At 73.7% G+C, this 24,189-nt stretch carries 20 protein-coding genes; 14 read left to right on the top strand and 6 right to left on the bottom strand.

The genetic code is table 11. From position 1 onward, the window contains the following. The first annotated feature begins 26 nt into the window (after positions 1-26). The 12 genes from ACFPCY_RS19000 (at position 27) to ACFPCY_RS18945 (ending at position 14,615) form a co-directional block, all read left to right on the top strand. Positions 27-1,733 (top strand): glycoside hydrolase family 6 protein, encoded by a 1,707-nt coding sequence (locus tag ACFPCY_RS19000; protein ID WP_378256915.1) that lies wholly within the window; start codon positions 27-29, stop codon positions 1,731-1,733. Between the two features lie 318 nt (positions 1,734-2,051). After that, positions 2,052-3,110, top strand: a complete 1,059-nt coding sequence (locus ACFPCY_RS18995) for a LacI family DNA-binding transcriptional regulator (RefSeq protein ID WP_378256914.1) — start codon at positions 2,052-2,054, stop codon at positions 3,108-3,110. Between the two features lie 211 nt (positions 3,111-3,321). Beyond that, the gene (locus tag ACFPCY_RS18990; RefSeq protein ID WP_378256912.1) at positions 3,322-4,482 is read left to right on the top strand and encodes a mandelate racemase/muconate lactonizing enzyme family protein; all 1,161 of its coding nucleotides are present in this window, start codon (positions 3,322-3,324) and stop codon (positions 4,480-4,482) included. Next, positions 4,479-5,750, top strand: coding sequence for a zinc-dependent alcohol dehydrogenase (locus tag ACFPCY_RS18985; protein ID WP_378256910.1), 1,272 nt, complete (start codon positions 4,479-4,481; stop codon positions 5,748-5,750). Before ACFPCY_RS18990 ends, ACFPCY_RS18985 begins: the two co-directional genes overlap by 4 nt. Further along, complete coding sequence (locus ACFPCY_RS18980; protein ID WP_378256908.1) at positions 5,747-6,760, top strand: hypothetical protein; 1,014 nt, start codon at positions 5,747-5,749, stop codon at positions 6,758-6,760. Before ACFPCY_RS18985 ends, ACFPCY_RS18980 begins: the two co-directional genes overlap by 4 nt. A gap of 30 nt (positions 6,761-6,790) precedes the next feature. After that, positions 6,791-7,921 carry a multiple monosaccharide ABC transporter substrate-binding protein gene (gene chvE / locus ACFPCY_RS18975; RefSeq protein ID WP_378256907.1) on the top strand — a complete coding sequence of 377 codons (1,131 nt, stop codon included), beginning with the start codon at positions 6,791-6,793 and terminating at the stop codon, positions 7,919-7,921. Positions 7,922-8,006: 85 nt separating this feature from the next. Next, entirely contained in the window at positions 8,007-9,554 is a 1,548-nt protein-coding gene (mmsA, locus tag ACFPCY_RS18970; RefSeq protein WP_378257516.1) for a multiple monosaccharide ABC transporter ATP-binding protein, read from the top strand. Then, the gene (gene mmsB / locus ACFPCY_RS18965) at positions 9,551-10,804 is read left to right on the top strand and encodes a multiple monosaccharide ABC transporter permease (RefSeq protein ID WP_378256905.1); all 1,254 of its coding nucleotides are present in this window, start codon (positions 9,551-9,553) and stop codon (positions 10,802-10,804) included. The genes mmsA and mmsB overlap by 4 nt, the downstream gene beginning before the upstream one ends. A gap of 55 nt (positions 10,805-10,859) precedes the next feature. Further along, entirely contained in the window at positions 10,860-12,245 is a 1,386-nt protein-coding gene (locus ACFPCY_RS18960; protein WP_378256903.1) for an aldehyde dehydrogenase (NADP(+)), read from the top strand. Next, positions 12,242-13,078, top strand: coding sequence for an SMP-30/gluconolactonase/LRE family protein (locus ACFPCY_RS18955; protein WP_378256901.1), 837 nt, complete (start codon positions 12,242-12,244; stop codon positions 13,076-13,078). The genes ACFPCY_RS18960 and ACFPCY_RS18955 overlap by 4 nt, the downstream gene beginning before the upstream one ends. Positions 13,079-13,356: 278 nt before the next feature. After that, positions 13,357-13,710 (top strand): DUF3099 domain-containing protein, encoded by a 354-nt coding sequence (locus ACFPCY_RS18950; protein WP_378256899.1) that lies wholly within the window; start codon positions 13,357-13,359, stop codon positions 13,708-13,710. 479 nt (positions 13,711-14,189) lie between these two features. Then, a complete protein-coding gene (locus ACFPCY_RS18945) occupies positions 14,190-14,615 on the top strand; it encodes a DUF1003 domain-containing protein (RefSeq protein ID WP_378256897.1) in 426 nt (141 codons plus the stop codon). On the opposite strand, the gene ACFPCY_RS18940 is transcribed toward ACFPCY_RS18945, so the two are convergent. From ACFPCY_RS18940 to ACFPCY_RS18925, 4 genes are all read right to left on the bottom strand, one after another. Continuing rightward, complete coding sequence (locus ACFPCY_RS18940) at positions 14,605-15,705, bottom strand: calcium:cation antiporter (protein ID WP_378256895.1); 1,101 nt, start codon at positions 15,703-15,705, stop codon at positions 14,605-14,607. The genes ACFPCY_RS18945 and ACFPCY_RS18940 overlap by 11 nt on opposite strands. A 114-nt stretch (positions 15,706-15,819) precedes the next feature. Then, positions 15,820-16,593: an NAD-dependent epimerase/dehydratase family protein gene (locus tag ACFPCY_RS18935; RefSeq protein WP_378256893.1), complete on the bottom strand. Its 774-nt coding sequence runs from the start codon at positions 16,591-16,593 to the stop codon at positions 15,820-15,822. Between the two features lie 73 nt (positions 16,594-16,666). Further along, a complete protein-coding gene (locus ACFPCY_RS18930) occupies positions 16,667-17,935 on the bottom strand; it encodes a glucarate dehydratase family protein (protein WP_378256891.1) in 1,269 nt (422 codons plus the stop codon). Then, complete coding sequence (locus ACFPCY_RS18925) at positions 17,932-18,939, bottom strand: 5-dehydro-4-deoxyglucarate dehydratase (RefSeq protein WP_378256889.1); 1,008 nt, start codon at positions 18,937-18,939, stop codon at positions 17,932-17,934. Before ACFPCY_RS18925 ends, ACFPCY_RS18930 begins: the two co-directional genes overlap by 4 nt. Before the next feature lie 238 nt (positions 18,940-19,177). On the opposite strand from ACFPCY_RS18925, the gene ACFPCY_RS18920 reads away from it, so the two are divergent. After that, positions 19,178-20,329, top strand: a complete 1,152-nt coding sequence (locus ACFPCY_RS18920; protein ID WP_378256887.1) for an acyl-CoA dehydrogenase family protein — start codon at positions 19,178-19,180, stop codon at positions 20,327-20,329. A 3-nt stretch (positions 20,330-20,332) separates the two neighbouring features. Next, positions 20,333-21,058, top strand: a complete 726-nt coding sequence (locus ACFPCY_RS18915; protein ID WP_378256885.1) for a TetR/AcrR family transcriptional regulator — start codon at positions 20,333-20,335, stop codon at positions 21,056-21,058. An 88-nt stretch (positions 21,059-21,146) separates the two neighbouring features. Here the strand turns inward: ACFPCY_RS18915 and ACFPCY_RS18910 are convergent, their stop codons facing one another. Together ACFPCY_RS18910 and ACFPCY_RS18905 are read right to left on the bottom strand one after the other, a co-directional pair. After that, entirely contained in the window at positions 21,147-23,420 is a 2,274-nt protein-coding gene (locus tag ACFPCY_RS18910) for a TerD family protein (protein ID WP_378256883.1), read from the bottom strand. A 27-nt stretch (positions 23,421-23,447) separates the two neighbouring features. Then, positions 23,448-24,167: a helical backbone metal receptor gene (locus ACFPCY_RS18905; RefSeq protein WP_378256881.1), complete on the bottom strand. Its 720-nt coding sequence runs from the start codon at positions 24,165-24,167 to the stop codon at positions 23,448-23,450. Positions 24,168-24,189: the final 22 nt, after the last annotated feature.

Genomic DNA, 24,189 nt, shown 5'->3' with positions numbered 1-24,189 from the left:
CACCCCCACCTCCGAGGAGGACGTCCATGAGGAACACTCCGCTACGCCGGGGAGCCGCCGCCGGCACCGCCGCGCTGCTGCTCGCCGGAGGCGCGGTCGCCCTGGCGCAGGCGCAGGCGCGGGCCGCCGCGGGCTGCAAGGTCGACTACGCCGTCAACCAGTGGAACAGCGGGTTCACCGCGACCGTCAACGTCACCAACCTCGGTGACGCGCTCAACGGCTGGACGCTCGAATGGGACTTCGCGGGCGACCAGAAGGTCACGAGCGGCTGGAACGGCTCGTTCGGCCAGGGCGGCACGCACGTCACCGTCAAGAACGCCGACTGGAACGGCTCGCTGGCGTCCGGCGCGACGGTCTCCCCCGGATTCCAGGCGACCTACTCGGGGACGAACGCGAAGCCGGCCGTGTTCAAGCTGAACGGCGTCGTCTGCGACGGGACGACCGGCGGCGGCACGACCCCGCCCACCACACCGCCCACGACGCCGCCGGGCGGACGCGTCGACAACCCGTACGCGGGCGTCAAGGCGTACGTGAACCCCGAGTGGTCGGCGCACGCCGCCGCCGAGCCGGGCGGTTCGGCGGTCGCGAACCAGCCGACCGGGGTGTGGCTCGACCGGATCGCCGCCATCAACGGCGCGAACGGCGGCATGGGCCTGCGCGACCACCTCGACAAGGCGGTCGCGCAGGGCGCGGGCCTCGTCCAGCTCGTCGTGTACGACCTGCCCGGACGGGACTGTGCGGCGCTCGCGTCCAACGGGGAGCTCGGTCCGACCGAGATCGACAAGTACAAGACGCAGTTCATCGACCCGATCGCGGACATCCTGAAGGACCCGAAGTACGCGGGCCTGCGGATCGTCACGGTCGTCGAGATCGACTCGCTGCCGAACCTGGTCACCAACACCAGCGGGCGCTCGACCGACGTCCCGGCCTGCGACACCATGAAGGCGAACGGGAACTACGTCAACGGCATCGCCTACGCGCTGAACAGGTTCGGCGCGATCCCGAACGTCTACAACTACCTGGACCTCGGCCACCACGGGTGGCTCGGCTGGGACACCAACATGGACCCGGCCGTCCAGCTGCTGGCGCAGACCGCGCAGGCGTCCGGGTCGATGTCCAACGTGCACGGGTTCATCACCAACACCGCCAACTACGGGGCCACGAAGGAGCCCTACTTCGCCATCGGCGACAGCGTGAACGGCACGTCGGTGCGGCAGTCCAAGTGGGTGGACTGGAACTGGTACGTGGACGAGACGACCTACGCGCAGGCGATGCGGCAGAAGCTCGTCGCCGCCGGGTTCGACGCGAACATCGGCATTCTGATCGACACCAGCCGCAACGGGTGGGGCGGCGCGAACCGGCCGTCCGGTCCGGGGCCGAAGACCAGCGTGGACGACTACGTCAACGGCGGCCGGATCGACCGGCGCATCCACCTCGGCAACTGGTGCAACCAGTCCGGAGCGGGCCTCGGGGAACGCCCGAAGGCCGCGCCGGAGGCGGGCATCGACGCCTACGTGTGGATGAAGCCGCCGGGTGAGTCGGACGGCTCCAGCACCGAGATCCCCAACGACGAGGGCAAGGGCTTCGACCGGATGTGCGACCCGACCTACGGCGGGAACGCGCGCAACGGCAACAACCCGTCCGGCGCGCTGCCCAACGCGCCGCTGGCCGGTCACTGGTTCTCGGCGCAGTTCCAGGAGCTGCTGAAGAACGCCTACCCGCCCGTCCAGTGACCGACCCGTCCGCCCAGTGACGGACGCGGCGAAGCGCCGCGTCCGGGCGCCGCGTCTCGCGGCGTCGCCGAGGCCGAGCCCGTGAAGCCCGCCGCTTCACGGGCTCGGCTGTGGTCGCGGTCCCGAGACGTCCGGCCGTAGGGTTCCGTTGCGGACGGGCCTGGCCTCACCGGGGTCTTTCCGGCGCTGGCCTGGAAGTTTCGCGTCACGGGCGGCCGACGGTGAATGTTTGCGCTAACACGGCCGGGCGCAGGGTCTTGACACCCGGAAGTGTTAGCGCAAACATCTTCTGCACCACCCCGATGTGCAGGAGATCACATGACCCCGGTCACACCCGCGTCCCCGTCCGGTCCGCCGGACGAGCGGCCGCGTCCGGCCGTGATGGGGGACGTGGCCGCGCGCGCCGGGGTCTCGCAGATGACGGTGTCGCGGGTGCTCAACGCGCCCGAGAAGGTCCGCGCGGCGACCCGCGCGCGCGTGCTCGCCGCCATGCGCGAGCTGGACTACCGGCCGAACAGCGCGGCCCGCGTGCTGGCGTCCGGACGGTCCGGTGTGCTGGGCGTGGTCAGCTTCGACACGACGCTGTACGGCCCGGCGTCCACGCTCTACGGCATCGAGGTCGCGGCGCGGGCGGCCGGGTACGGCGTGACGATCGCCAGCCTCGGCCTGCTCACCAGGCACTCGATCGAGGAGGGCGTGGAGCGGCTGCGCGGCCAGTCGGTGGACGGCATCATCATCATCGCGCCGCACGCGTCCGCCGCCGGGAGCCTGCGCGGGCTGCCGCCCGACCTGCCGGTCGTCGCGGTCGGGGTGCACGAGCCGGTGCCCGTCCCGGTCGCGACCGTGGACCACCGCGCGGGCGCGGTCCGGGTGACCCGGCACCTGCTGAGCCTCGGCCACCGCACCGTCCACCACATCTCCGGCCCTGCCGACTGGGTGGACTCCACCGCGCGCGTGGACGGCTGGCGCGCGACGCTGGAGTCGGCCGGATGCGCCGTCCACGAGCCGCTCGCGGGCGACTGGAGCGCGCGGTCCGGCTACGAGCAGGGCCGCCGCCTGGCGCTCGACCCCCGCGTCACCGCCGTCTTCGCCGCCAACGACCCGATGGCGCTCGGCCTGCTGCGCGCGCTGCGCGAGGCGGGCCGCCGCGTCCCCGAGGACGTGAGCGTGGCGGGCTTCGACGACATCCCCGAGGCCCCCTACCTCGCGCCGCCCCTGACCAGCGTCCGCCAGCCGTTCGACGCGGTGGGCCGCGAGGCGTTCCGCCTGCTGCTCGACCGCGTGGACGGCGCGGACGGCCCGCCTCCACGCCGCGTCGTCGAACCCGAGCTCGTCGTCCGGGAGAGCACCGCCGCTCCCCCGCCGGCCCGTCCCTGACCCGCTTGTCCCTGACCCGCACGCCCTGAACCGACCCGTTCCACAACTGACCCGACCCGCCCCTGACCTTCCCTGAGCCGTGCCGGCTCCGGCGGACCCCGCCGGGACCGGCCCGCTCCCACCGTCCGTCCGAACCCTGCCGGGAGCGCTCCCAGCAGCCGAATGTTAGCGCTACCACAAGCAAGCAATAGCTTGGCAAAGGAAGCTTCACGTGCGCATCAGCAAGATCGAGACCCATGTGGTGGGGACGCCCTGGCGCAACCTCACCTTCGTCACCGTCCACACCGACGAGGGCCTGACCGGCGTCGGCGAGACGCGGATGCTCGGGCACACCGACGCGCTGCTCGGCTACCTCGCCGAGGCCGCGCGGCGGCACATCGTGGGCACCGACCCGTTCGACATGGAGGACCTCGTCCACCGGATGAAGTACGGCGACTACGGCCGCGCGGGCGAGATCGTGATGTCCGGGATCGCGTGCGTCGAGATGGCGTGCTGGGACATCGTGGGCAAGGCGCTCGGCCAGCCGGTGTGGCGGCTGCTCGGCGGCCGCACGCGCGACCGCGTGAAGGCCTACGCCAATGGCTGGTACACCGTGGACCGCACGCCCGAGGAGTTCCACGCCGCCGCCCGCCGGGTCGTCGCCGCCGGATACGACGCGCTGAAGCTCGACCCGTTCGGCACCGGCCGCTTCGAGCTGGACCACGCCGAGACGGTGCGGTCGATCTCGCTGGTGGAGGCCGTCCGCGACGCGATCGGCCCCGAGCGGGAGCTGATGGTCGAGATGCACGGCCGCTTCTCCCCCGCCACCGCGATCCGGCTGGCCAGGCTGCTGGAGCCGTACGACCCGGCGTGGCTGGAGGAGCCCGTCCCGCCGGAGAACCTGAAGGCGCTGGCGAAGGTGTCGCAGCACACCGGGCTGCCGATCGCGACCGGCGAGCGCATCCACGACCGCATCGAGTTCCGCGAGCTGTTCGAGTCGCAGGCGGCGGACATCCTCCAGGCGGACGTCGGGCACTTCGGCGGCATCGGCGAGTTCCGCAAGCTCGCCGCGACGGCCGAGACGCACTACATGCTCGTCGCCCCGCACAACGTCGGCGGCCCGGTGCTCACCGCCGCGAGCCTGCACCTGGGCGTCGCGGTGCCCAACTTCAAGATCCTGGAGCACTTCAACGACTTCGCCGACGCCGGCGTCAAGGCGGTCGCCCCCGGCGTCCCCGAGGTGGTGGACGGCCACTTCGCCGCCCCGACCGCCCCCGGCCTCGGCGTCGAGCTGGACCTGGACGCGATCGCCGACTTCCCGCAGCAGAACGCCGACTTCGACCTCTTCGCCGAGGACTGGCACTTCCGGCGCGGAACGGGCGTCCACCGGTGACCGACCAGTTCCGGCGTCCCGCCTCCACGGCGTCCGCCGAAGCCCCCGCCGGCACGGACGCGACCGTCCTCGGCGAACCGATCGCGACCGCCGGGACGGCCGTCACCCGCGCGCCCGGAGCCGCCGGTTCGGCGGGCGTCTCCCGGGCGCTGGTGCTGGAACGGCCCGGGACGATCCGGCTCCAGGACATGCCGATTCCCGTGCCGGGGCATGGCGAGGTGCTCGTCCAGGTCGCCGCGGCCGGCGTCTGCGGAAGCGACCGGGAGCTGTACGAGGGCGCGCGGCCCGACGGGTTCGCCTCGTACCCGGTGGTGCCGGGGCACGAGTGGTCGGGGACGGTCGCGGCGGTCGGCGACGGCGTGGACGCGGCGCTGGTCGGCGCGTCCGTCGTCGGCGAGGGCTACCGGGGCTGCGGGACGTGCGCCGCGTGCCGGGACGGGATGCCGAACCTCTGCGCGTCCGGTTACGACGAGACCGGGTTCACCCGGCCCGGCGCGTTCGCCGAGCACCTCGTGGTCCCGGCGCGGCTGCTGCACGTGCTCGCGCCGGACGCCGACCTGCGGGCGGCGGCGCTGCTGGAGCCCGCGGCCGTGGTCGCCGCCGCCGTCCGGCGGGCCGCGCCGCGTCCGGGCGAGTCCGCGGCCGTGGTCGGCGCGGGGACGCTGGGCGTCCTGGCGCTGCAACTGCTCGCCGCCGCGTCGCCGGGACGGCTGGCCGCGATCGACGCGCGGCCGGAACGGGCGGGCGCGGCGTTCGCGGCCGGCGCGGGCGCGTTCCACCCGCCGGGCGAGGCGCCCGAGGCGTCCTTCGACGTGGTCGTGGAGACGGCCGGGGCACCGGGGACCGCGCGCGGCGCCGTCGCGCTCGCCCGGCGCGGCGGACGCGTCGTCCTCACCGGCATCCCCGGAGACCCCGCCGACGCCGTCCCGACCGGGCTGCTCGTCACGCGCGCGCTGACGCTCGCGACGGTGTTCGGGGCGGGGCCCGCCGACTGGGCGTACGCCGTCCGGGCGTTCACCGCGGGCCTGCTGCGCCCCGGCGACCTCGTGACGCACGAGCTGCCGCTGACCGCGTCCGCGTTCGAGACCGCGGTCGGCCTCGGCGCCTCTCCCGGAGCGGGCAAGGTCCTGCTCCGTCCGTCCACCACCGGCCCGACCGCCGGCCCGACCACCACTGGCCCGACCGCCGCCGGCCCGATCCTCACCGGCCCGACCACCACCGATCCGACCACTAGCGACCCGAGCACTGACGAGCGGAGAAGTCGATGAGCGAGTACCCGGGCGAGCGGGCGCTGGCCGCCCTGGGGTTCCCGGAACGGGACCGCGGCCCGGCGGGTTCGGCGCACCGGTTCCCCGACGGCGGGACGTGGCGCACCGAGCTGCCGTCCTGCGAGGGGCCCGCCGTCCTCGAGGCCGTCCTGGCGGAGAGCGAGCGGCTGGAGGTGCCGCTGCACCGGATCAGCCAGGGCAGCGGCGTGTGGATGCTGACCGACGCCGAGATCGGCGAGATGGTCGCGGCGTGCGCGGAGCGCGGCGTCGAGCTGTGCCTGTTCCTCGGGCCGCGCGGCACCTGGGAGCCGGGCGGCGGGGCGCGCACGTACGCGGGTTCGGGCCCCCGGGCGCGCGGGCGCGACCAGCTCGCGCAGTGCGTCGCGGAGGCCGAGCGCGCGGTCGCGCTGGGCGTCCGGTCGCTGCTGGTCGCCGACGAGGGCGTGCTGTGGACGCTGCACCGGATGCGGACGGCCGGCGCGCTCCCGCGGGACGTGACGTTCAAGGTGTCCGCGCTGGTCGGGCCGGTCAACCCCGCGTCGTTCGCGGTGTGGGAGGGGCTCGGCGCGGACTCGGTCAACGTGCCGTCCGACCTGACCCTGCACCAGTACGCCGAGATCCGGGCGGTCAGCGGCACCGCGCTGGACCTGTACGTCGAGGCCCCCGACGACCTCGGCGGGCACGTGCGCATGTACGAGGCGGCCGAGCTGGTCCGCTGCGCCGCGCCGCTCTACCTGAAGTTCGGGCTCCGCAACGCCGCGCCGATCTACCCGGTCGGCGCGCACCTGCGGGCCCTGGCCGTCGAGTCGGGCCGCGAGCGGGTCCGGCGCGGACGGCTCGTCCTCGACATGCTCGCCCGCCTGGACGCGGCGGACGGCATGTCGCCCCTCGGTTCCCGCGTCCTGCCCCCGCCGCGCCGCTTCCCCGCACCGGAGGCCGCGGCGGGCACCCCCGACGCCGCCGGCGCCGCCCCGGCGGCGACGGCCGGCGACCTCGCGTCGACGTCCTGAACCACCCCCCCACCCCTTGAGGAAACGACCATGAAGATCGGACGCCTCGTCCCCGCCCTGTCCGCCGCCGCGCTCGCGGTGTCGCTGTCGGCGTGCGGGTCCAGCCAGAAGACCATCGACAAGCAGGCCGGTTCCGGCGACGTGAAGGGCGCGCTGGTCGGCGTGACGATGCCGACCAAGCAGTCCGAGCGCTGGATCCGGGACGGCCAGAACGTCAAGGCCGGCCTGGAGAAGCTCGGCTACAAGGTGGACCTCCAGTACGCCGAGAACGACATCCCCACCCAGGTCAGCCAGATCGAGAACCAGATCACCAAGGGCGCGCGGCTGCTGGTGGTGGCGTCCATCGACGGGACGGCGCTGACCACGCAGCTCCAGGAGGCCGCCGACAAGCACATCCCGGTGATCTCCTACGACCGGTTGCTGCGCAACTCCAAGAACGTCGACTACTACGCGACGTTCGACAACTACAAGGTCGGCGTCCAGCAGGCGACGTCGCTGCTCGTCGGGCTCAAGGTGAAGAGCGCCGACGGGACGGGCGAGGGCACGGCGAAGGGCCCGTTCAACATCGAGCTGTTCGCGGGCTCCCCCGACGACAACAACGCGACGTTCTTCTACAACGGCGCGATGTCGGTGCTGAAGCCGTACATCGAGAAGGGCGTGCTGAAGGTCGTCAGCGGCCAGACGGACTTCAAGACGATCGCGATCCTGCGGTGGGAGCCGTCCACGGCGCAGAAGCGCATGGAGGACCTGCTGACGAAGTACTACAAGGGCGGGACGAAGGTCCAGGGCGTCCTGTCGCCCTACGACGGGCTGTCGATCGGCATCCTGTCGGCGCTGAAGAGCAACGGCTACGGCACGCCGGGCCAGCCCTACCCGGTGGTGACCGGCCAGGACGCCGAGGTCGCGTCGGTCAAGTCGATCCTGGCGGGCGAGCAGTACTCGACCATCTTCAAGGACACCCGCAAGCTCGCCGCCGAGACGGTGACGATGGCCGACGACGTGCTGCACAAGAAGCAGCCGCAGGTGAACAACACCACCGACTACAACAACGGCGCGAAGGTCGTCCCGTCGGAGCTGCTGCAGCCGGTGATCGTGGTGAAGGACAACGTCAAGTCCTCGCTCGTCGACTCGGGCTACTACAACCAGTCGCAGCTGGGGTAGCGCGATGACGGCAGCAGACGACATGACGGCGGCAGACGACACGACGGCAGCAGACGACACGACGGCGGCAGACGACATCCTGACGATGCGCGGCATCGGCAAGTCGTTCCCCGGCGTGCACGCGCTCAGCGACGTCCACCTGGGCGTGCGGCGCGGCGAGATCCACGCGATCTGCGGGGAGAACGGCGCGGGCAAGTCGACGCTGATGAAGGTGCTGTCCGGCGTGTACCCGCACGGCTCCTACGAGGGCGAGTTCGCCTTCGACGGGGAGCCGTGCCGGTTCACCGGCGTCCGGGACAGCGAGCGGCGCGGCATCGTGATCATCCACCAGGAGCTGGCGCTGTGCCCGCAGCTGTCGATCGCCGAGAACGTGTTCCTCGGCAACGAGCGGGCGGCGCGCGGCTGGGTGGACTGGAACCGCACCAACCACGAGGCGGGGCGGCTGCTGGAGCGGGTCGGCCTGGCCGAGAACCCGGTCACGCCGGTCGCCGCGCTCGGCGTCGGCAAGCAGCAGCTCGTCGAGATCGCCAAGGCGCTGGCCAAGCGCGTGCGGCTGCTCATCCTGGACGAGCCGACCGCCGCGCTGAACGACGCCGACTCCGCGCACCTGCTGGAGCTGATGCGCGGGCTCCGCGACGACGGCATCACCTGCGTGATCATCTCGCACAAGCTGAACGAGGTGACGGCGATCGCCGACCGCATCTCCATCCTGCGGGACGGCCGGCTCGTCGAGACGATGGACCCGGCCGAGACCGAGGTCACCGAGGACCGCATCATCGCGGGCATGGTCGGCCGCGACCTGGAGCACCGGTACCCGCCGCGCGAGCCGGACATCGGCGAGGAGGTGCTGCGGATCGAGGACTGGACGGTGCACAGCCCGACCCAGCCCGACCGGGCCGTGGTGTCCGGCGCGAACCTCACCCTGCGGCGCGGCGAGATCGTCGGGCTGGCCGGGCTGATGGGCGCGGGCCGCACCGAGCTGGCGATGAGCGTGTTCGGCCGCTCCTACGGCGTCGGGATCTCCGGACGCGTCGTCAAGGACGGCCGCCCGATCCGGGTCCGGAGCGTCCGGGAGACGGTCCGGCACGGCATCGCCTACGCCACCGAGGACCGCAAGCGGTACGGGCTGAACCTCATCGACGACGTCCGGCGCAACGTGTCGGCGGCGGCGCTCGGGAAGCTCTCGCGGCGCGGCTGGGTGAACGGGCACGAGGAGATCCGGGTCGCCGAGTCCTACCGCGCCGACCTGAACATCAAGGCGCCGAGCGTGCTCGCCGCGACCGGCGGGCTGAGCGGCGGCAACCAGCAGAAGGTCGTGCTGGCCAAGTGGATCCACACCGACCCGGACGTCCTGATCCTGGACGAGCCGACGCGCGGGATCGACGTCGGCGCCAAGTACGAGATCTACACGATCGTGAACCGGCTCGCGGCGCGCGGGACGGCGATCCTGCTGATCTCGTCGGAGCTGCCGGAGCTGCTCGGCATGTGCGACCGGATCTACACGATGGCGGCGGGCCGGATCACCGCCGAGGTCCCGCGCGCCGAGGCGACCCAGGAGACGTTGATGCGGCACATGACCCGCGTCGTCCCGGACGGCCGGGCCGGCGGCGGACGGAAGGAGCAGGCGGGATGAGCCAGACGACCTCCCCGGCGGCGGCGTCGGCCGCGCCGGAGGCGGCCCGCCGGACCGGCCTGCGGGCCGCCGGGCTGCCGTTCAACCTGCGGCAGAGCGGCATCTACGTCGCGCTGGCGCTGATCGTGGCGCTGTTCTCGGTGCTGACCGGCGGCGACCTGCTGCAACCGCAGAACATCTCGAACATCGTCGTGCAGAACTCCTACGTGCTGATCCTCGCGATCGGCATGATCCTGATCATCATCTCCGGGCACATCGACCTGTCGGTCGGGTCGGTGGTCGGCGTGACCGGCGCGGTCGCGGCGGTGCTGATGGTGAACCACCACGTCCCCTGGCCGCTGGCGCTGCTGGTGACGCTGGTGGTCGGCGCGGTGATCGGCGCGTGGCAGGGGTACTGGACGGCGTTCTTCGGGCTGCCGTCGTTCATCGTGACGCTCGCCGGGATGCTGATCTTCCGGGCGCTCACCATGACCGTCCTCGGCAACCAGGGCATCGGCCCGTTCCCGGACGCGGTGCGGACCCTGTCCAACGGGTTCACCTCCGGCTACCTCGGCAACGTCGGGCTCGGCGCGCTCGGGGGCGCGGACCTGTTCAGCCTGCTCGCCGGGGTCGCGACGGTCGCCGCGCTCGCGCTGTCGCAGTGGCGGACGCGGGTCGCGCGGCTCGGCTACGGCCAGGCCGTGGACCCGCTGCCGGTGTTCGGCGCGCGGATCCTGGCGGCGGGCGCGCTGATCATGGCGATCACGGTGCAGCTCGCCCGGTTCCACAACCTGCCGTGGGTGCTGGTGCTGCTGGCCGCGCTCGTCCTCGGCTACTCGCTGCTCACCGGCCGGACCGTGTTCGGACGGCACGTCTACGCGGTCGGCGGGAACCTCCAGGCGGCGATGCTGTCCGGCGTCCGGGCGCGCGCGGTGGTGTTCTGGCTGTTCGTCAACATGGGCGTGCTCGCCGCGCTGGCCGGGGTGATCTTCGCCGGGCGGCTGAACCAGGCCGGGCCGACGGCGGGCAACCAGTTCGAGCTGGACGCCATCGCCGCCGCGTTCATCGGCGGCGCGGCCGTGCAGGGCGGCGTCGGCAAGGTGGTCGGCGCGATCACCGGCGGCCTCATCATGGCTGTGATCAACAACGGCATGTCGCTCATCGGCGCGCCGAGCGAACGCGTCATGCTCGTCAAGGGACTGGTGCTGCTGGCCGCCGTCGCGTTCGACGTGTGGACCAAGCGCCGCGCCGGGGCACCGCTCCTGCGCTGACGCCGGCCGCTCCGGTCCCGTGCCCCTCGACGCCCCTTCGGAAAGGAAGCCCTCCATGGTCGACACCCCCTCCGCCGAGGTCGCCGCGCGCTGCGCGGCGGCCGGAGCCGCCGCCGTCCGCCTCGCCGATCCGGAGGCGTTCCCGCTGGCGACGCGGGCGCGGTGGCTGCGCGCGATCGCGGACGCGCTGGACGCCGACGGCGAGGGACTGGTCGCGCTCGCCGCCGACGAGACCGGCCTCGCCGAGGCGCGGCTGACCGCCGAGCTGGCCCGCACCACCGGCCAGCTCCGGCTGTTCGCGGAGGTCGCCGGACGCGGCGACTTCCTGGACGTCGTGATCGAGCCCGCCACCGGCGCCACGCCCGAGGTCCGGCGGATGAACGTGCCGATCGGGCCGGTCGCGATGTACGCGGCGAGCAACTTCCCGTTCGCGATCTCGGTCGCGGGCGGGGACACCGCCGCCGCGCTCGCCGCGGGCTGCCCGGTCGTGGCGAAGGCGCATCCGGGCCATCCCCGGCTGTCCCGGCGGACCGCCGGGCTGGTCGCCGAGGCCCTCGCGGACGCGCCGGACGGCACGTTCGCCCTGGTGGAGGGGTTCGAGGCAGGCAAGGCGCTGGTCACCGCGCCGGAGATCCGCGCGGCGGCGTTCACCGGCTCCGCGCGCGGCGGGCGGGCGCTGTACGACCTGGCCGCCTCGCGTCCCGACCCGATCCCGTTCTACGGCGAGCTCGGCAGCGTGAACCCGGTGTTCGTGACCCGCGCGGCGGTGGCGGCGCGCGGCGCGGAGATCGCCGCCGGGTTCGCGGCGTCGTTCACCGGGTCGGCGGGCCAGCTGTGCACCAAGCCCGGCCTGCTGTTCCTGCCGGCCGGGCACGGACTCGGCGAGCCGCTGGCGCGGGCGGTCGCCGCCGTGGGGCCGCATCCGCTGCTGACGCCGGGCATCGGTGAGGCGTACGCGAAGGAGCTGGCGCGGCGGGCGTCGGCGCTGACCGTCCTCGCCGGGCCCGCCGACGCCGGCGGCGGCGAGGCCGCGCCGACGCTGCTCGCCGTCCGCGCGGACCAGCTGACCGCCGACCTGTGGGACGAGCTGTTCGGGCCGTCCGCGATCGTCGTGGAGTACGACTCGGAGGACGAGCTGCGCACCGCCGCCGAGGCGATGCCCGGTTCGCTCACCGCGTCCGTGCACGCCGAGGAGGACGACGACGCGCTCGTCCGGGACCTGCTGGCGCTGGCGGCGCGGCGGGCCGGGCGGCTCGTCGTCAACGGCTGGCCGACCGGCGTCGCGATCAACACCGCGACGCACCACGGCGGCCCGTGGCCCGCGACGACGTTCGCCGGGGCGACCTCGATGGGCACCGCCGCGATCCGCCGGTTCCTCGTCCCGGTCGCCTACCAGAACGTGCCCGAGCGGCTGCTTCCGCCGCCGCTGCGCAGCGCATGACGCCCGAGATCGCGCTCCGTGCAGCCGCCCTGCTCGGCGAGGGACCCACGTGGGACCCCGCGGCGGGGCGGCTGCTGTGGGTGGACATCCTGCGGTCCGAGATCCACCGGTACGACCCGTCCGGCGGACGGGACGAGGTGCTGGACGTCCCGCAGCACGTCGGCGCGGCCAAGCCGTGCCGCGGCGGCGGGCTCGTCCTCAACCTGCGGGACGGCGTCGCGCTGCGCTCCCCCGCCGGCGACCTGACGTGGCTGTCCCGCTTCCCGGACGACCCGGACGTCCGGGGGAACGACGCGACCGTGGGCCCGGACGGCGCCTTCTGGGCGGGCACGATGCGCTACGACGAGGCGGCCGGCGGCGGCGCGCTCCGCCGCGTCACCCCGGACGGCGCGACCACCACGGTCTTCCCGGACGTGACCGTCAGCAACGGCCTCGCGTGGAGCCCCGACCGGACCCTCGCCTACTACGTGGACTCGCCGACCGGCCGCGTCGACGTGTTCCCGGCCGAAGCGCCCGAACGCCGCGCGCCGTTCGTCCGGATCCCGCCGCCGGGCTTCCCGGACGGCCTGACCGTGGACGCGGACGGCTGCGTCTGGGTCGCCATGTGGAGCGGCGGCCGGGTGCACCGCTTCACGCCCGACGCGCGCCTGGACCGTACGATCGAGCTGCCCGCCGCGCAGACCACGTCCTGCGCGTTCGGCGGCGAGGGGCTGCGTGATCTCTACGTCACGTCCGCCACGGCGAAGGCCCCGCCGGGCGACGCCCTGGCGGGCTCGCTGTTCGTGATCCCGGACGCCGGCCAGGGACTTCCTCCGCTTCCCTTCCCCGCCTGACGACGGCAGGGCCGCGGTGCGGCGCCCGGGCGGTCGAGGCCGCTCAGGCGCCCTACCGCGGCCCGAAGCTCCTCAAGACGTCTCGGGACACTTCCGGGCACCTTCCGGACGTCTCAGGACGCTTCGGGACGCTCTCAGGACGTCCCGGGAGCCTGGAAGCCGTCCCGCCGGCACGGCCGGCGCGTCTCCGGAACGCCATCCGCCCCCTCCGGTAGCGGCCACGTGGTTCGGTCCGACCTGGTGTCGCCGATCGGCCCCCGGGGGACTACCGTTAAGTTGTGAAGGTCAAGCACCAGCGCGGGCACGCCGGGCGCGAGCACGGTGATCACGTGGTGTACACGGTCACCAACGCCCCCCGGCCCCTGTCGGAGGACATCAGCCGGCGGCAGAAGCGGTACCTGCTGTCGATGGGCATCCGCACGGTCTGCTTCCTCGGCGCGGTCTTCAGCGGCATGGGCGGGGCCCCGCTGTGGGTGGTGGGCCTGTTCGTCGTGGGCGCGGTGTTCCTGCCCTACATCAGCGTGGTGGTCGCCAACGGCGGCCGCGAACCGGTGTCCCGGGCGCGGTTCGACGGCCCGGAAGGCCCAGACCGGAAAGAGATTTCCGGACATCGACCAGAAATCGGGTCGTGACATTCTCTTGACTCGGGCCGGGGGGTTTCGGTGTACGATTTGTACCGGCGCTCTGGTCCCCCGTCGGGGCGCCCGTGCCGGTGTTCCGGGCCCCCGTCGGAACACCGATGATGCGACGCCGGGTGGATTGCCCCCGTATCCACCCGGCGTCGCTTTTACTTTCTCCGGGCCCCACAGCGCCGTGGCCGTGGCTTCTCCTTGACGAACGAGCAGGCCTTCCCCGTGCCCTTCCGCGTGCTCTTCCGCGTCCCGGACGGCCTCAGCAGGTCGGGCCGTTTCCGTAGCCGCCGCCGGGCCTGATCGCAAGGCCCGGGCGTGGCCGGATGCGGCCAGGGACCGAAACCCCCTCCGCCCGAACTTCCCGCGCGCCCGGGTCGTCCTGCTCCGTCCCGAGACGGCCGGTACCCATTGCCCGCCGGCGGCCGGGACCCTAGCGTGAGGGGCTGACCGACGCCGTCGCGAGAGAGGCCGGGCCGTCGATGGGAACCAAGCGCGCACCGTCCGGGCACCCCGCCCGGCTCGCCGTCGAGAGGGAGCGGGCCGAGGACCTGCAGCTGCGGGTCGCCGACGGGATCACCCGGTTCGCGGGCTCGATGGCGTTCGTCTACCTCCACGCGGCGCTGTTCGCCGTCTGGATGGTCTTCTTCGAGAAGAGCCCCTGGCAGACGCTGACGCTCATCGTCTCGCTCGAAGCGATCTTCCTGTCCACGTTCGTGATGATCGGCCAGAACCGGCAGGCGGAGTTCGCCCGCCGCAAGGCCGACCACGACTACGAGGCGCAGGAACTCGAACTGCACCACAACACCGAGGTGACCGAGCTGATCCACACGCTGACCCGGGAGATCCACGCGGCCGTCCGGGACGGCCGGCCGGACGGGTGGCGGGACGGCCGGGTCAGGGGCTGACGACGAGGAACAGGAAGCTGACGAAGACCACCAGGTGCAGCCCGGCCTGGAGGAGGGTCGCCCGGCCCGGGACCACGGTCAGGATGGAGACCGCGACCGTGATCGCGAGGAGCACCGTGTGCACCGGCTCCAGCCCCAGCTTCAGCGGCCCGGACAGCCAGACCGACGCGACCGCGATCGCCGGGATGGTGAGGCCGATGCTCGCCATCGCCGAGCCGAGCGCGAGGTTCAGGCTGGTCTGGAGCCGGTCGCGGGCGGCGGCGCGGACGGCCGCGATCGTCTCGGGCAGCAGCACCAGCAGCGCGATCACCACGCCGACGACGGCCTGCGGCAGGTCCGCCGAGGCGACCGCGGACTCGATGGTCGGCGACTCGACCTTCGCGAGCCCGACCACGCCGACCAGCGCGACCAGCAGGAACGCCAGGCTGAGCAGCGCCGTGCGCAGGGACGGCCGCTCCGCGTGCCCGTCCTCGTCGATGACGCCGCCGCTGCGGTCCACCGGCAGGAAGTAGTCGCGGTGCCGGACGGTCTGGGTCAGCACGAACAGCCCGTACAGCACCAGCGAGGCGATCGCGGCGAACGCCAGCTGCGCCGGGCTGAACTCGTGCCGCGGGCGGCTCGTGGTGAAGGTCGGCAGCACCAGGCTGAGGGTGGCGAGCGTCGCGACGGTGGCGAGGGCGCCGCCCGCGCCCTCGGCGTTGAAGACCGTCGTCCGCCGCCGGAGCGCCCCGACCAGCAGCGAGATCCCGATGATCCCGGTCGTGGTGATCATCACGGCGGCGAACACGGTGTCCCGGGCGAGGGTGGCGGCCTTGGCCCCGCCGCCGGAGATCATCATGCTGACGATCAGCGCCACCTCGATGACCGTGACCGCGACGGCGAGCACCAGGGAGCCGAACGGCTCGCCGACCCGGTGCGCGACCACCTCAGCGTGGTGGACGGCGGCGAGCACGGCGCCGCAGAGCACCAGGGCCACCAGCGCCGCGAGCAGGCCCGGCAGCTCGCGGCCCCAGGTGGCGGCCAGCGCCGCGAGGGCCAGCCAGGGCGTCAGCCCCGCCCAGGTGATCTTGCGGCCGGCGAGAGCGATCATGTACGCATCGTGCCCGCTGCCGGGTCCGTCCAACGACGTCCGCGCAGGTGAGCGGCGTCTTTGCCGGTTTCGTCCGGTAAATTTTCGGCCCGCCGCGCCCGCGCGGGAGACGGGTCAGCGCGGGAGCGGGTCGGTCGTCCACGCACCGCCGGGCCGGGAGTTCTCCGGATGGTCCGGCGGGAACTCGCCGTACTCGGCGATCACCTCGGCGGCGAAGACCTCCGCGTCGTCCTGCGGCTCGTAGCCGAGCTTGCGGGCCGGTTCGAGGTCCCACCAGCCGCGCGTGTTGGCCGAGATCCCGTAGACGACCTCGTAGTGGACGGGCGCGGTCAGCGCGGCGTGGAACAGCCGGTTCGCGTCGCCCGGGCTGAGCCAGGTCGCCAGCATCCGGACGGACGTGGGCCGCTCGAAGCACGACCCGATCCGGATCGCCACGACCTGCATGCCTTCCTTGTCGGCGTAGAGGCTGCAGAGCCCCTCGCCGAAGACCTTGGACAGGCCGTAGTAGCCGTCCGGGCGCGGGACGGCGTCCACCGGCAGCAGGCCGGAGCGGGGCGTGGCGCCGACGGCGTGGTTGGAGCTGGCGAACACGACCCGCCGCACCCCGGCCCGGCGCGCGGCCTCGAAGACCTGGTAGGTGCCGTCCATGTTCACCGACAGGACGTCCGGGAACGGCGCCTCGATCGACCGCGCGGCCAGGTGGACCACGGCGTCCACGCCGGCGCAGGCGGTGTCGAGCGCGGCGGGGTCGCGGACGTCCCCGACCACCCAGTCGCCCTCGCCGGGCGCGACGTCGAAGCCGCGCAGCTCCCAGCCGAGGGCGGGCAGCCCGGCGCGCAGGATGCGGCCCACTCCCCCGGCGGCTCCGGTGATCAGCGCTTTCGGCATGCGGTGCTCCTTCTGGGACGTGGCCCGACGGGGGCGAAGCGCGTCGTGGCCGGTCGGTGTCTCGCGAGGTCGCTCAGAAGCGCGGCCGGTGGCCGGTCCAGCCGGGGACGGCGACGCGCATGGCGGCGACGTCGTCGCGGTCGCGGAAGCCGCAGCGCAGGTACTGCTCGTGCAGCCGCGCGAGGGCGTCGCGGTCCAGCTCGACGCCGAGGCCGGGACCGCCGGGCACCGCGATGCTCCCGTCCCGGATGGCGATCGCGCCGGGCTCGACCACGTCCTCGCTCTGCCACGGCGAGTGGGTGTCGCACGCGTAGGTGAGGTTCGGGGTGGCGGCGGCCAGGTGCGTCATCGCGGCGAGGCTGATCCCCAGATGGCTGTTGGAGTGCATGGACAGGCCGAGGCCGAACGTCTCGCAGATCCCGGCGAGCTTCTGGGAGGCGCGCAGCCCGCCCCAGTAGTGGTGGTCGCCGAGGACGACCCGCACCGAGCCGAGCGCGACCGCCTCGGGGATCTCCTCGAAGGCGGTCACGCACATGTTGGTGGCGAGCGGCAGCCCGGTGCGGGCGGCGATCGCCGCCATCCCGTCCCGGCCCGGAACCGGATCCTCGAGGTACTCCAGGCGGCCCTCCAGGGCGGGCAGCACGCGCAGCGCGGTCTCGATCGTCCAGTTGGCGTTCGGGTCGAGCCGCAGCGGATGGCCGGGGAAGGCGTCGCGCAGCGCCTGGACCGCCTCGGCCTCCTCCTCGGGCCGCCGCACCCCGCCCTTGAGCTTGAGGGACGCGAAGCCGTACTCGTCCACGAGCCGCCGCGCCTGCGCGACGATGCCGTCGGGGTCGAGCGCCTCGCCCCAGCCGTCGGGGGCGTAGCCGGGGTCCCGCGGATGCTCGGCCCAGCGGTAGAACAGGTAGGCGCTGAACGGGACCGCGTCGCGGACGCGCCCGCCGAGCAGGTCCGCGACCGGACGGCCCAGCAGCCGTCCCTGCGCGTCGTAGCAGGCGACCTCCAGCGGCGCGACGACCGACGCGACGGCCTTGGCGACGCTCGCCTCCCCCGCCAGCTCGGTCGGCGTGGCCGCGCCGACCCCGGCGAGCGCGGCGGCGACCCGCGCGGCCAGGCCGTTGAGGTCGAAGACGTCCAGGCCGGGGAGCGCGGCGGCGGCCGTCCGCAGCCGGTGCAGCGTCGTGTCGTCGCCGTAGGCCTCGCCGAGGCCGGTGATCCCGTCGCCGGTGCGGACCTCGACGATCGAGCGCAGCGCGTAGGGCTGGTGGACGCCGATCGACGTCAGCAGCGGCGCGTCCTTGACGGCGACCGGCGTGACGGTGACGTCCGCGATCCGGCTCACGGCGCGACCCCCTCGGGAGCGGGGCCGGCGAGGAGCGCGCGGCCCGCGGTGACGATCTCCGCCAGGCGGTCGAGGTGCGCGGGCGGTGGTTCGGTCAGCGGCGGACGGACCGGGCCGACGTCCACGCCGTCCAGGCGGACGCCCGCCTTGACCAGCGAGACCGCGTAGCCGCGGCCGAGGTCGCGCAGCTCGGCCAGCGGCCGGTAGAAGCCGTCGAGCAGCCGCGCCGCCGTCGTCTCGTCGCCCGCCCGGAAGGCGCGGTGGAACGCCATGGCGATGTCGGGGGCGAAGGCGTACGCGGCGCTGGAGTAGCGCTCGACCCCGGCCGCGCGGTAGGCGGGCGCGCTCAGCTCGGCGGTCGGCATGCCGTTGAAGTAGGCCAGCGCGCCGTCGCCGTGCCGGTCGCGGACGGCGCCGACGATGCGGCGGACGAGTTCCAGGTCGCCGCGGCCGTCCTTGAAGCCGACGATGTCCGGGACGGCGGCGAGGTCGGCGACCAGGCCGGGCGGGAAGCGCACGCCGTCCCGCTGGTAGAGGATCACGGGCAGCCCGGCGTCGGCGGCGAGGGCCGTGTAGTGGGCGCGCAGGCCCTCGGGGCCGCCGTCGGCGACGTACGGCGGGAACGCGAGCAGGCCGTCGGCCCCCGCCTCGCGGGCGGCACGGGCGAACCGGCGGGCGAGCGCGCCGCCGTAGCCGGTCCCGGCGACGACCGGGAGCGGCCCGTTCGCGGCGCGCGCGGCCTCCTCGACCGCGGCGCGGACGACGGCCGCGTACTCGTCGGGGTCGAGGGAGAAGAACTCGCCGGTGCCGCAGGCGGCGAAGACCGCGACCGCTCCCGCGTCCACCCGCGACCGCAGGTGCTCGCGGTAGGCGGGCAGGTCGATGCCGCCGTCGCGGCCGAACGCGGTGACGGGGAAGAACAGCAGCCCGTCGAGGCGGTCGCGCAGGGCCTGGCCCGGGGCCGGGGCCGCGGTGCCGGACGGGACGGAGGGAGGCGGCGCCATCAAGTCTCCCTTCCCGTGCACGAACAGCAGCCAGGTACCCGAACGGCCCTGTCGGGGACCGTAAGTCGCGCCCCCGCCGACCGTCAACCCGCGCGGCCCTCCGGAGGCCGAGGACCCGCGGGGACCCCGGATGACTGAGGACTCCCGGGCCGAACTAGAATCGCCTTCGAGACGAGTTAGCGTTCCGCTAAGTCGGCCCGGCAGCCGGGCCGCTGGCGGCCGTCGAGAGGGGCTGGACGTGCGCCGCACGCTGTACAACGAGGACCACGAGGCGTTCCGGGAGACCATCCGGGACTTCATCGACGCCGAGGTCGCGCCGCACTACGAGGAGTGGGAGCGCGCGGGCCACCCGCCGCGCGGGTTCTACAACCAGCTCGGCGAGCTGGGCGTGTTCGGCATCCAGGTCCCCGAGGAGTACGGCGGCGCGGGCGAGACCAGCTTCAAGTACCAGGCCGTCATCGCCGAGGAGTGCGCCCGGCGCGCGGTGAGCTTCGGCGGCTACAGCGTGCACGTCAACCTGTGCCTGCCGTACCTGCTGAAGTACGCGAACGAGGAGCAGAAGAAGCGCTGGCTGCCGTCGTTCGTGTCCGGCGACACGATGTTCGCCATCGCGATGACCGAGCCGGGCACCGGCTCCGACCTCGCGGGCATCGCCACCACCGCGCGGCGCGACGGCGACCACTACATCCTCAACGGCGCCAAGACGTTCATCACCGGCGGCGTGCTCGCCGACCGGGTGCTGATCGTCGCGCGCACCTCCCCCGCCACCCCGGAGAACCGGCGCGCGGGCCTGTCGATCCTGGTCGTGGACACCAAGAGCGAGGGCTACTCGGTCGGCCGCAAGCTGGAGAAGATCGGGCTGCGCTCGTCCGACACCGCCGAGCTGTCGTTCACCGACGTCCGCGTCCCGGTGGAGGACCTGCTCGGCGAGGAGGGCCGCGGCTTCGAGTACCTCACCCACAACCTCGCCGAGGAGCGGCTCGGCATCGCGCTCAGCTCCTACGCGCAGGCCGCCGCCGCCGTGGAGTTCGCCAAGGAGTACGTGCAGCAGCGGCAGGTGTTCGGCAAGAACGTGTCGTCCTTCCAGAACACCAAGTTCGTGCTGGCCGAGTGCCAGACCGACGTCGAGGCGGCGCGCTCGCTGGTGGACCGCTGCATCGAGGCGCTCGACGCCGGGGAGCTCACCCCCGCCGACGCGGCCGTCGCCAAGCTGTTCTGCACCGAGGCGCAGGCCCGCGTGGTCGACAAGTGCCTCCAGCTGCACGGCGGCTACGGCTACATCCTGGAGTACCCGATCGCGCGGCTGTACACCGACGCGCGCGTGACGCGCATCTACGGCGGCACCAGCGAGGTCCTGAAGACCATCATCGCCAAGGACATGAAGGTCTGAGCCGTGGCCGCCGAGAACGGTCCCGGCCGGCGGCCCGCCGAGGGCAGGCCCGCCGGCCGGGACCGGGGCGCCACCGAGGACGCGCTGCGCGCCGCCGCGATCGCGCGGCTGCGCGCGGGCGGCGTGCTGGCGGGCCTCAACCTGCGGGAGGTCGCCGACGAGGCGGGCGTCAACCGGGGCCTGGTGTACCAGTACTTCGGGTCGCGCCGGGCGCTGCTGCGCTCGGCGCTGCGCGGCGAGGCCCGGCGGAACGCGGCCGACGCGGCGGCGGCCTCGGCCGGGCCGATGCCCGAGCGGCTGGCGCGGCTGCTGGCGTCCAACATCGACGCGCCGGAGGCGATCCGGCTCGTCACGCTGCTGGTGCTGGACGGCGACGACCGGCCGCGCATTCTGCCGAACCGGGGCGCGGGCCGCGCGGCCCTCGCCGCCGACGCCGAGCGCGGCGACCTCGCGACCACCGACGTGGACGCCGCGCACGCCGCGCTCGCGTCGGTCATCTACGGGTACACGCTGTTCCGCGAGCATCTCGCGCGGGAGATGAACGTCCCGGTGGACGAGCTGGACGAGCGCATGGGCCCCTGCCTGGAGGCGCTGTTCTCCGCGCGTCCGGGTCCGGAAGGCGGGCTTGAGGCGGAAGGCGGACCGGGCGCGGGAGGCGAACCGGGGGCAGACGAGCCGAAGGCGGAAAGCGGACCGGGCGCGCCCGTTGCGGACGCGCCCGGTTCCTGAAGGCAGGTGGCGAGGAGAGCGAGGGGACTAGGTTCATAGAAAGTGAGAAGGAAGCCCCCTCATGGCCTCGCCGCGATCACGCTAACACTCACGACGGGATCAGGTCACGCAGGTTTTCCGGCGTGATGACCACGGTGCCGTCCGGCAGCCCGTCGGGACGCTCCAGCCCCAGGTAGAGGACCTGCCGGCCGTCCCCACCGGACGCTTCGGCCTCGGACGCGCCGTCTCCGCCGGCCTCGGACGCGCCGTCTCCGCCGGCCTCGGACGCGCCGTCCCAGCGCACGACCTCGGCGCCGCGTCCGGCCATGAGGTCGACCAGGTGCGCGACGGTCAGGTAGCGGCGGTCCGCGAAGGCGCGCAGCAGCGCGGTGACCGTCACCCGGTTGCCCTCGACCTGGTTGTAGAGCGGGTTGCCCTGGAGGTACAGGTGCAGCCAGAGGGCGGTCCAGGCGCCGTCCTCGCGGCGCTGGAACACCATCGGCAGCGCGACGCGTCCCGGACCGCGCAGGTCGGACTTCATCCGGACGGTGCGCGGCTCGAACGGGCGTCCCGCCTGGGCGAGGTCGCGCGTCATGAACCCGAAGAACGACTCCTCGACCTGGTCGAACCCCTCGCCGGAGTAGATGTTCACCTGCGGCGCGAGGTAGGTGCGCGTGAACCGTCCGAGCCGCATGTTGATGAACTCGCTCGCGCCGTCGGGGGCGCTGGTGATGTCGCCGGAGTGCTCGCCCGCGCCGTCCCGCAGGTTGGTGTAGGAGATCCACGCCGGGTCGGTGAAGCCGTCGCCGAGCATGAGCGCCGACAGGTCGTAGTCGGTCCTCGACCGGTGCTCCTTCCAGTACACGAAGAAGCGCAGCACCTCGCCCTCGACCCGCGACCGCGTCCCGCGCGGCAGCACGCCGAGGCCCGCCGCGGCGGCGCGTCCGCTGAGCGGGAGCGCGACGTCCAGCATGTCCGGGTCGACCAGGATCCGGCCGGGGACGGGCAGCCGCCGCGCGACCTCCGCGTCCAGCAGGACGGCCAGCCGCTCCCGGACCGGAGCGGGAATCGCCTCGCGCGTCTCCGGCGTCGTCCACGCCCGCCCCCGCCGATTGACGAACACCCGATACGTCCCCTTCCCGCCACGCTTACCGCGCTTCTCCCGCTCCCCCACGCCGTCCGCGCGGTTGTCCAGGTGGTCGCGGACGGACAGGAGGACGCGGGCCGAGACGTCCTTGGCGGTGCGCTCGGCGGCGGCGAGGACGGCCTCCTGCTCGGCGGGGAGCAGGGGGAGGCGCAGCAGGCGGTCGAGGGCGCGGAACAGGCGGCCGGGCATGGTCGCGAGCAGGTCGAGCGCGCCGTGGACGTCGCCGGCCGCGAGGAGCGCCTCGATCCGCGCGTCCGCCGTCGGGGCGGACTTGTCGCCGCGGGCGACGGCGAACGCGTCGGCGGCGCGCGGGAAGCGCGGGTACTCGTGCGGGTGCAGGCGCTCGCCGAGGCGCTTCCAGCGCTCGCGGTGGACGCCGACGTCGGCGAGCTTGGCCGGGCTGCCCGCGATGACGGCGTCGAGGGCGCCGAGCAGCACGCGGCGGAGGCGGCGCGGGAAGGCCGGGAAGCGCGTCGGCTCCTGGAGCGTCACGTCGCCGTCGCCGAGCGCGCAGGCGAGGCGGAGGACGTCGGTGACGGTGTCGAGCAGCGGCTCGCCGCCCGCCTCGACCCGCGCGCGGTTGATGACGGCGCGGATCTCCCGGACCGGGATCGCCTCCGGCTGCGGGCCGTGCACGCAGTGCGCGGCGAGCACGGCGAGGTCGCGCGCGTCGTCCTCGTTCAGCGGGGTGGCGCTGCCGCCGAGGGCGAGGTACAGCGCGCGGGCCTCGGCGTCCACGTCGCGGCCGAGGTGCAGGACGGCCACGCGGTCCCGGGCGGACGCGATCAGCTCGTCGTGGACGGCCAGCATCTGCTCGTAGGTGTGCTGGTAGTCCCCGTACGTGGCGAGCGTGAGCAGGTCGAGCGCGCCGTAGCTGAGCGCGGCCTCGGCCTTCTCCAGGTCGGCGGCGTCGGAGAACGTCGCGCGGACGCAGTCCATCCAGAACTCGAAGGTGTCCGGGACCCGGTCCGGGAAGGAGATGAAGTAGGAGTTGTGCCGGACGTGGTCGCCGACCATGCCCCGGACGGTCGCGAGGGTGCGGACGGCGAGGCTCACCACGGTCCGCTCGTCCAGCCGGGACAGCGCGGCGAGCAGTTCGCCGGACAGCTTGAACCCGGCCTCCATCAGCGCGGCGTCGAGGCGGCGCGCCATGCCCGCGCCGTCCCCGGCGGGTCCGTCCGGCACCGGGACGCGCCGGGTGTGGCGGAGGACGAGCGCCTCCAGGTCGGTCTTCATCCGGCCATGGTGGCAAAGCGGGATCGGCTAGGTCATTCCGTTTTCGAGCTGCCGGCGCAGCACGGCCGGGGCCTCGGCGAGCGACGGACCGTACCAGGTGAGGTGACGGCCGCTGACCAGCGCGGACGGCACGCCGGGGAACGCCTCCGGGCCGTCCTCGGCGGTGAAGGCGTACGGCTCGTCGGGCAGGACGACCAGGTCCGGCCGCGCCGCGTTCAGCTCCTCGACCGGAATCTTCGGATACCGCTCGGGATGGCCGGCGTAGAGGTTCTCGACGCCGAGGCGGCGCAGCACGTCGCCGGTGAAGGTGTCGCGGCCGACGACCATCCACGGACGCCGCCAGACCGGGATGACCGCGCGGCGCGGCGGCGCCAGCGGCTCGACGGCGGCCCAGGCGCGTTCAGCCTCGTCCAGCCAGGCGGGCGCGGGCAGCCCGCAGCCCTCGACGAGCATCGCGCGGAGCTGCGGGAACGCGTCGTCCACGGTGCGGATGTCGGTCATCCAGACGCGGATCCCCGCCGCCCGCAGCAGCGTGATGTCGGGCGGACGGTTCTCCTCGGCGTTGGCGAGCACCACGTCCGGCTTGAGGGCCTTGACGGCCTCCAGGTCCGGGTTCTTGGTGCCGCGCACCCGCGTGACGACCAGGTCGGCGGGATGGCTGCACCAGTCCGTCGCGCCGACCAGGACGTCCGGCGCCGTCGCCGCGACCGACTCGGTCAGCGACGGCACCAGCGACACGACCCGCACGTCCGCGTCCCCCTTCCGCGCT

Origin of the sequence: Actinomadura gamaensis (genome assembly GCF_042652125.1) — a bacterium.
Taxonomy (GTDB): Bacteria; Actinomycetota; Actinomycetes; order Streptosporangiales; family Streptosporangiaceae; genus Spirillospora; species Spirillospora gamaensis.
This window is presented reverse-complemented; position numbering and strand designations above follow the sequence as displayed.

What these genes read in the sequence shown, in the direction of transcription:
- ACFPCY_RS18940 (WP_378256895.1), bottom strand. Translation starts at nt 15,705, where the DNA reads ATGATCGCTCTCGCCGGCCGCAAGATCACCTGGGCGGGGCTGACGCCC.
- ACFPCY_RS18955 (WP_378256901.1), top strand. Translation starts at nt 12,242, where the DNA reads ATGACGCCCGAGATCGCGCTCCGTGCAGCCGCCCTGCTCGGCGAGGGA.
- ACFPCY_RS18925 (WP_378256889.1), bottom strand. Translation starts at nt 18,939, where the DNA reads ATGGCGCCGCCTCCCTCCGTCCCGTCCGGCACCGCGGCCCCGGCCCCG.
- mmsA (WP_378257516.1), top strand. Translation starts at nt 8,007, where the DNA reads ATGCGCGGCATCGGCAAGTCGTTCCCCGGCGTGCACGCGCTCAGCGAC.
- ACFPCY_RS18910 (WP_378256883.1), bottom strand. Translation starts at nt 23,420, where the DNA reads ATGAAGACCGACCTGGAGGCGCTCGTCCTCCGCCACACCCGGCGCGTC.
- ACFPCY_RS18995 (WP_378256914.1), top strand. Translation starts at nt 2,052, where the DNA reads ATGACCCCGGTCACACCCGCGTCCCCGTCCGGTCCGCCGGACGAGCGG.
- ACFPCY_RS18980 (WP_378256908.1), top strand. Translation starts at nt 5,747, where the DNA reads ATGAGCGAGTACCCGGGCGAGCGGGCGCTGGCCGCCCTGGGGTTCCCG.
- ACFPCY_RS19000 (WP_378256915.1), top strand. Translation starts at nt 27, where the DNA reads ATGAGGAACACTCCGCTACGCCGGGGAGCCGCCGCCGGCACCGCCGCG.
- ACFPCY_RS18935 (WP_378256893.1), bottom strand. Translation starts at nt 16,593, where the DNA reads ATGCCGAAAGCGCTGATCACCGGAGCCGCCGGGGGAGTGGGCCGCATC.
- mmsB (WP_378256905.1), top strand. Translation starts at nt 9,551, where the DNA reads ATGAGCCAGACGACCTCCCCGGCGGCGGCGTCGGCCGCGCCGGAGGCG.
- ACFPCY_RS18960 (WP_378256903.1), top strand. Translation starts at nt 10,860, where the DNA reads ATGGTCGACACCCCCTCCGCCGAGGTCGCCGCGCGCTGCGCGGCGGCC.
- chvE (WP_378256907.1), top strand. Translation starts at nt 6,791, where the DNA reads ATGAAGATCGGACGCCTCGTCCCCGCCCTGTCCGCCGCCGCGCTCGCG.
- ACFPCY_RS18945 (WP_378256897.1), top strand. Translation starts at nt 14,190, where the DNA reads ATGGGAACCAAGCGCGCACCGTCCGGGCACCCCGCCCGGCTCGCCGTC.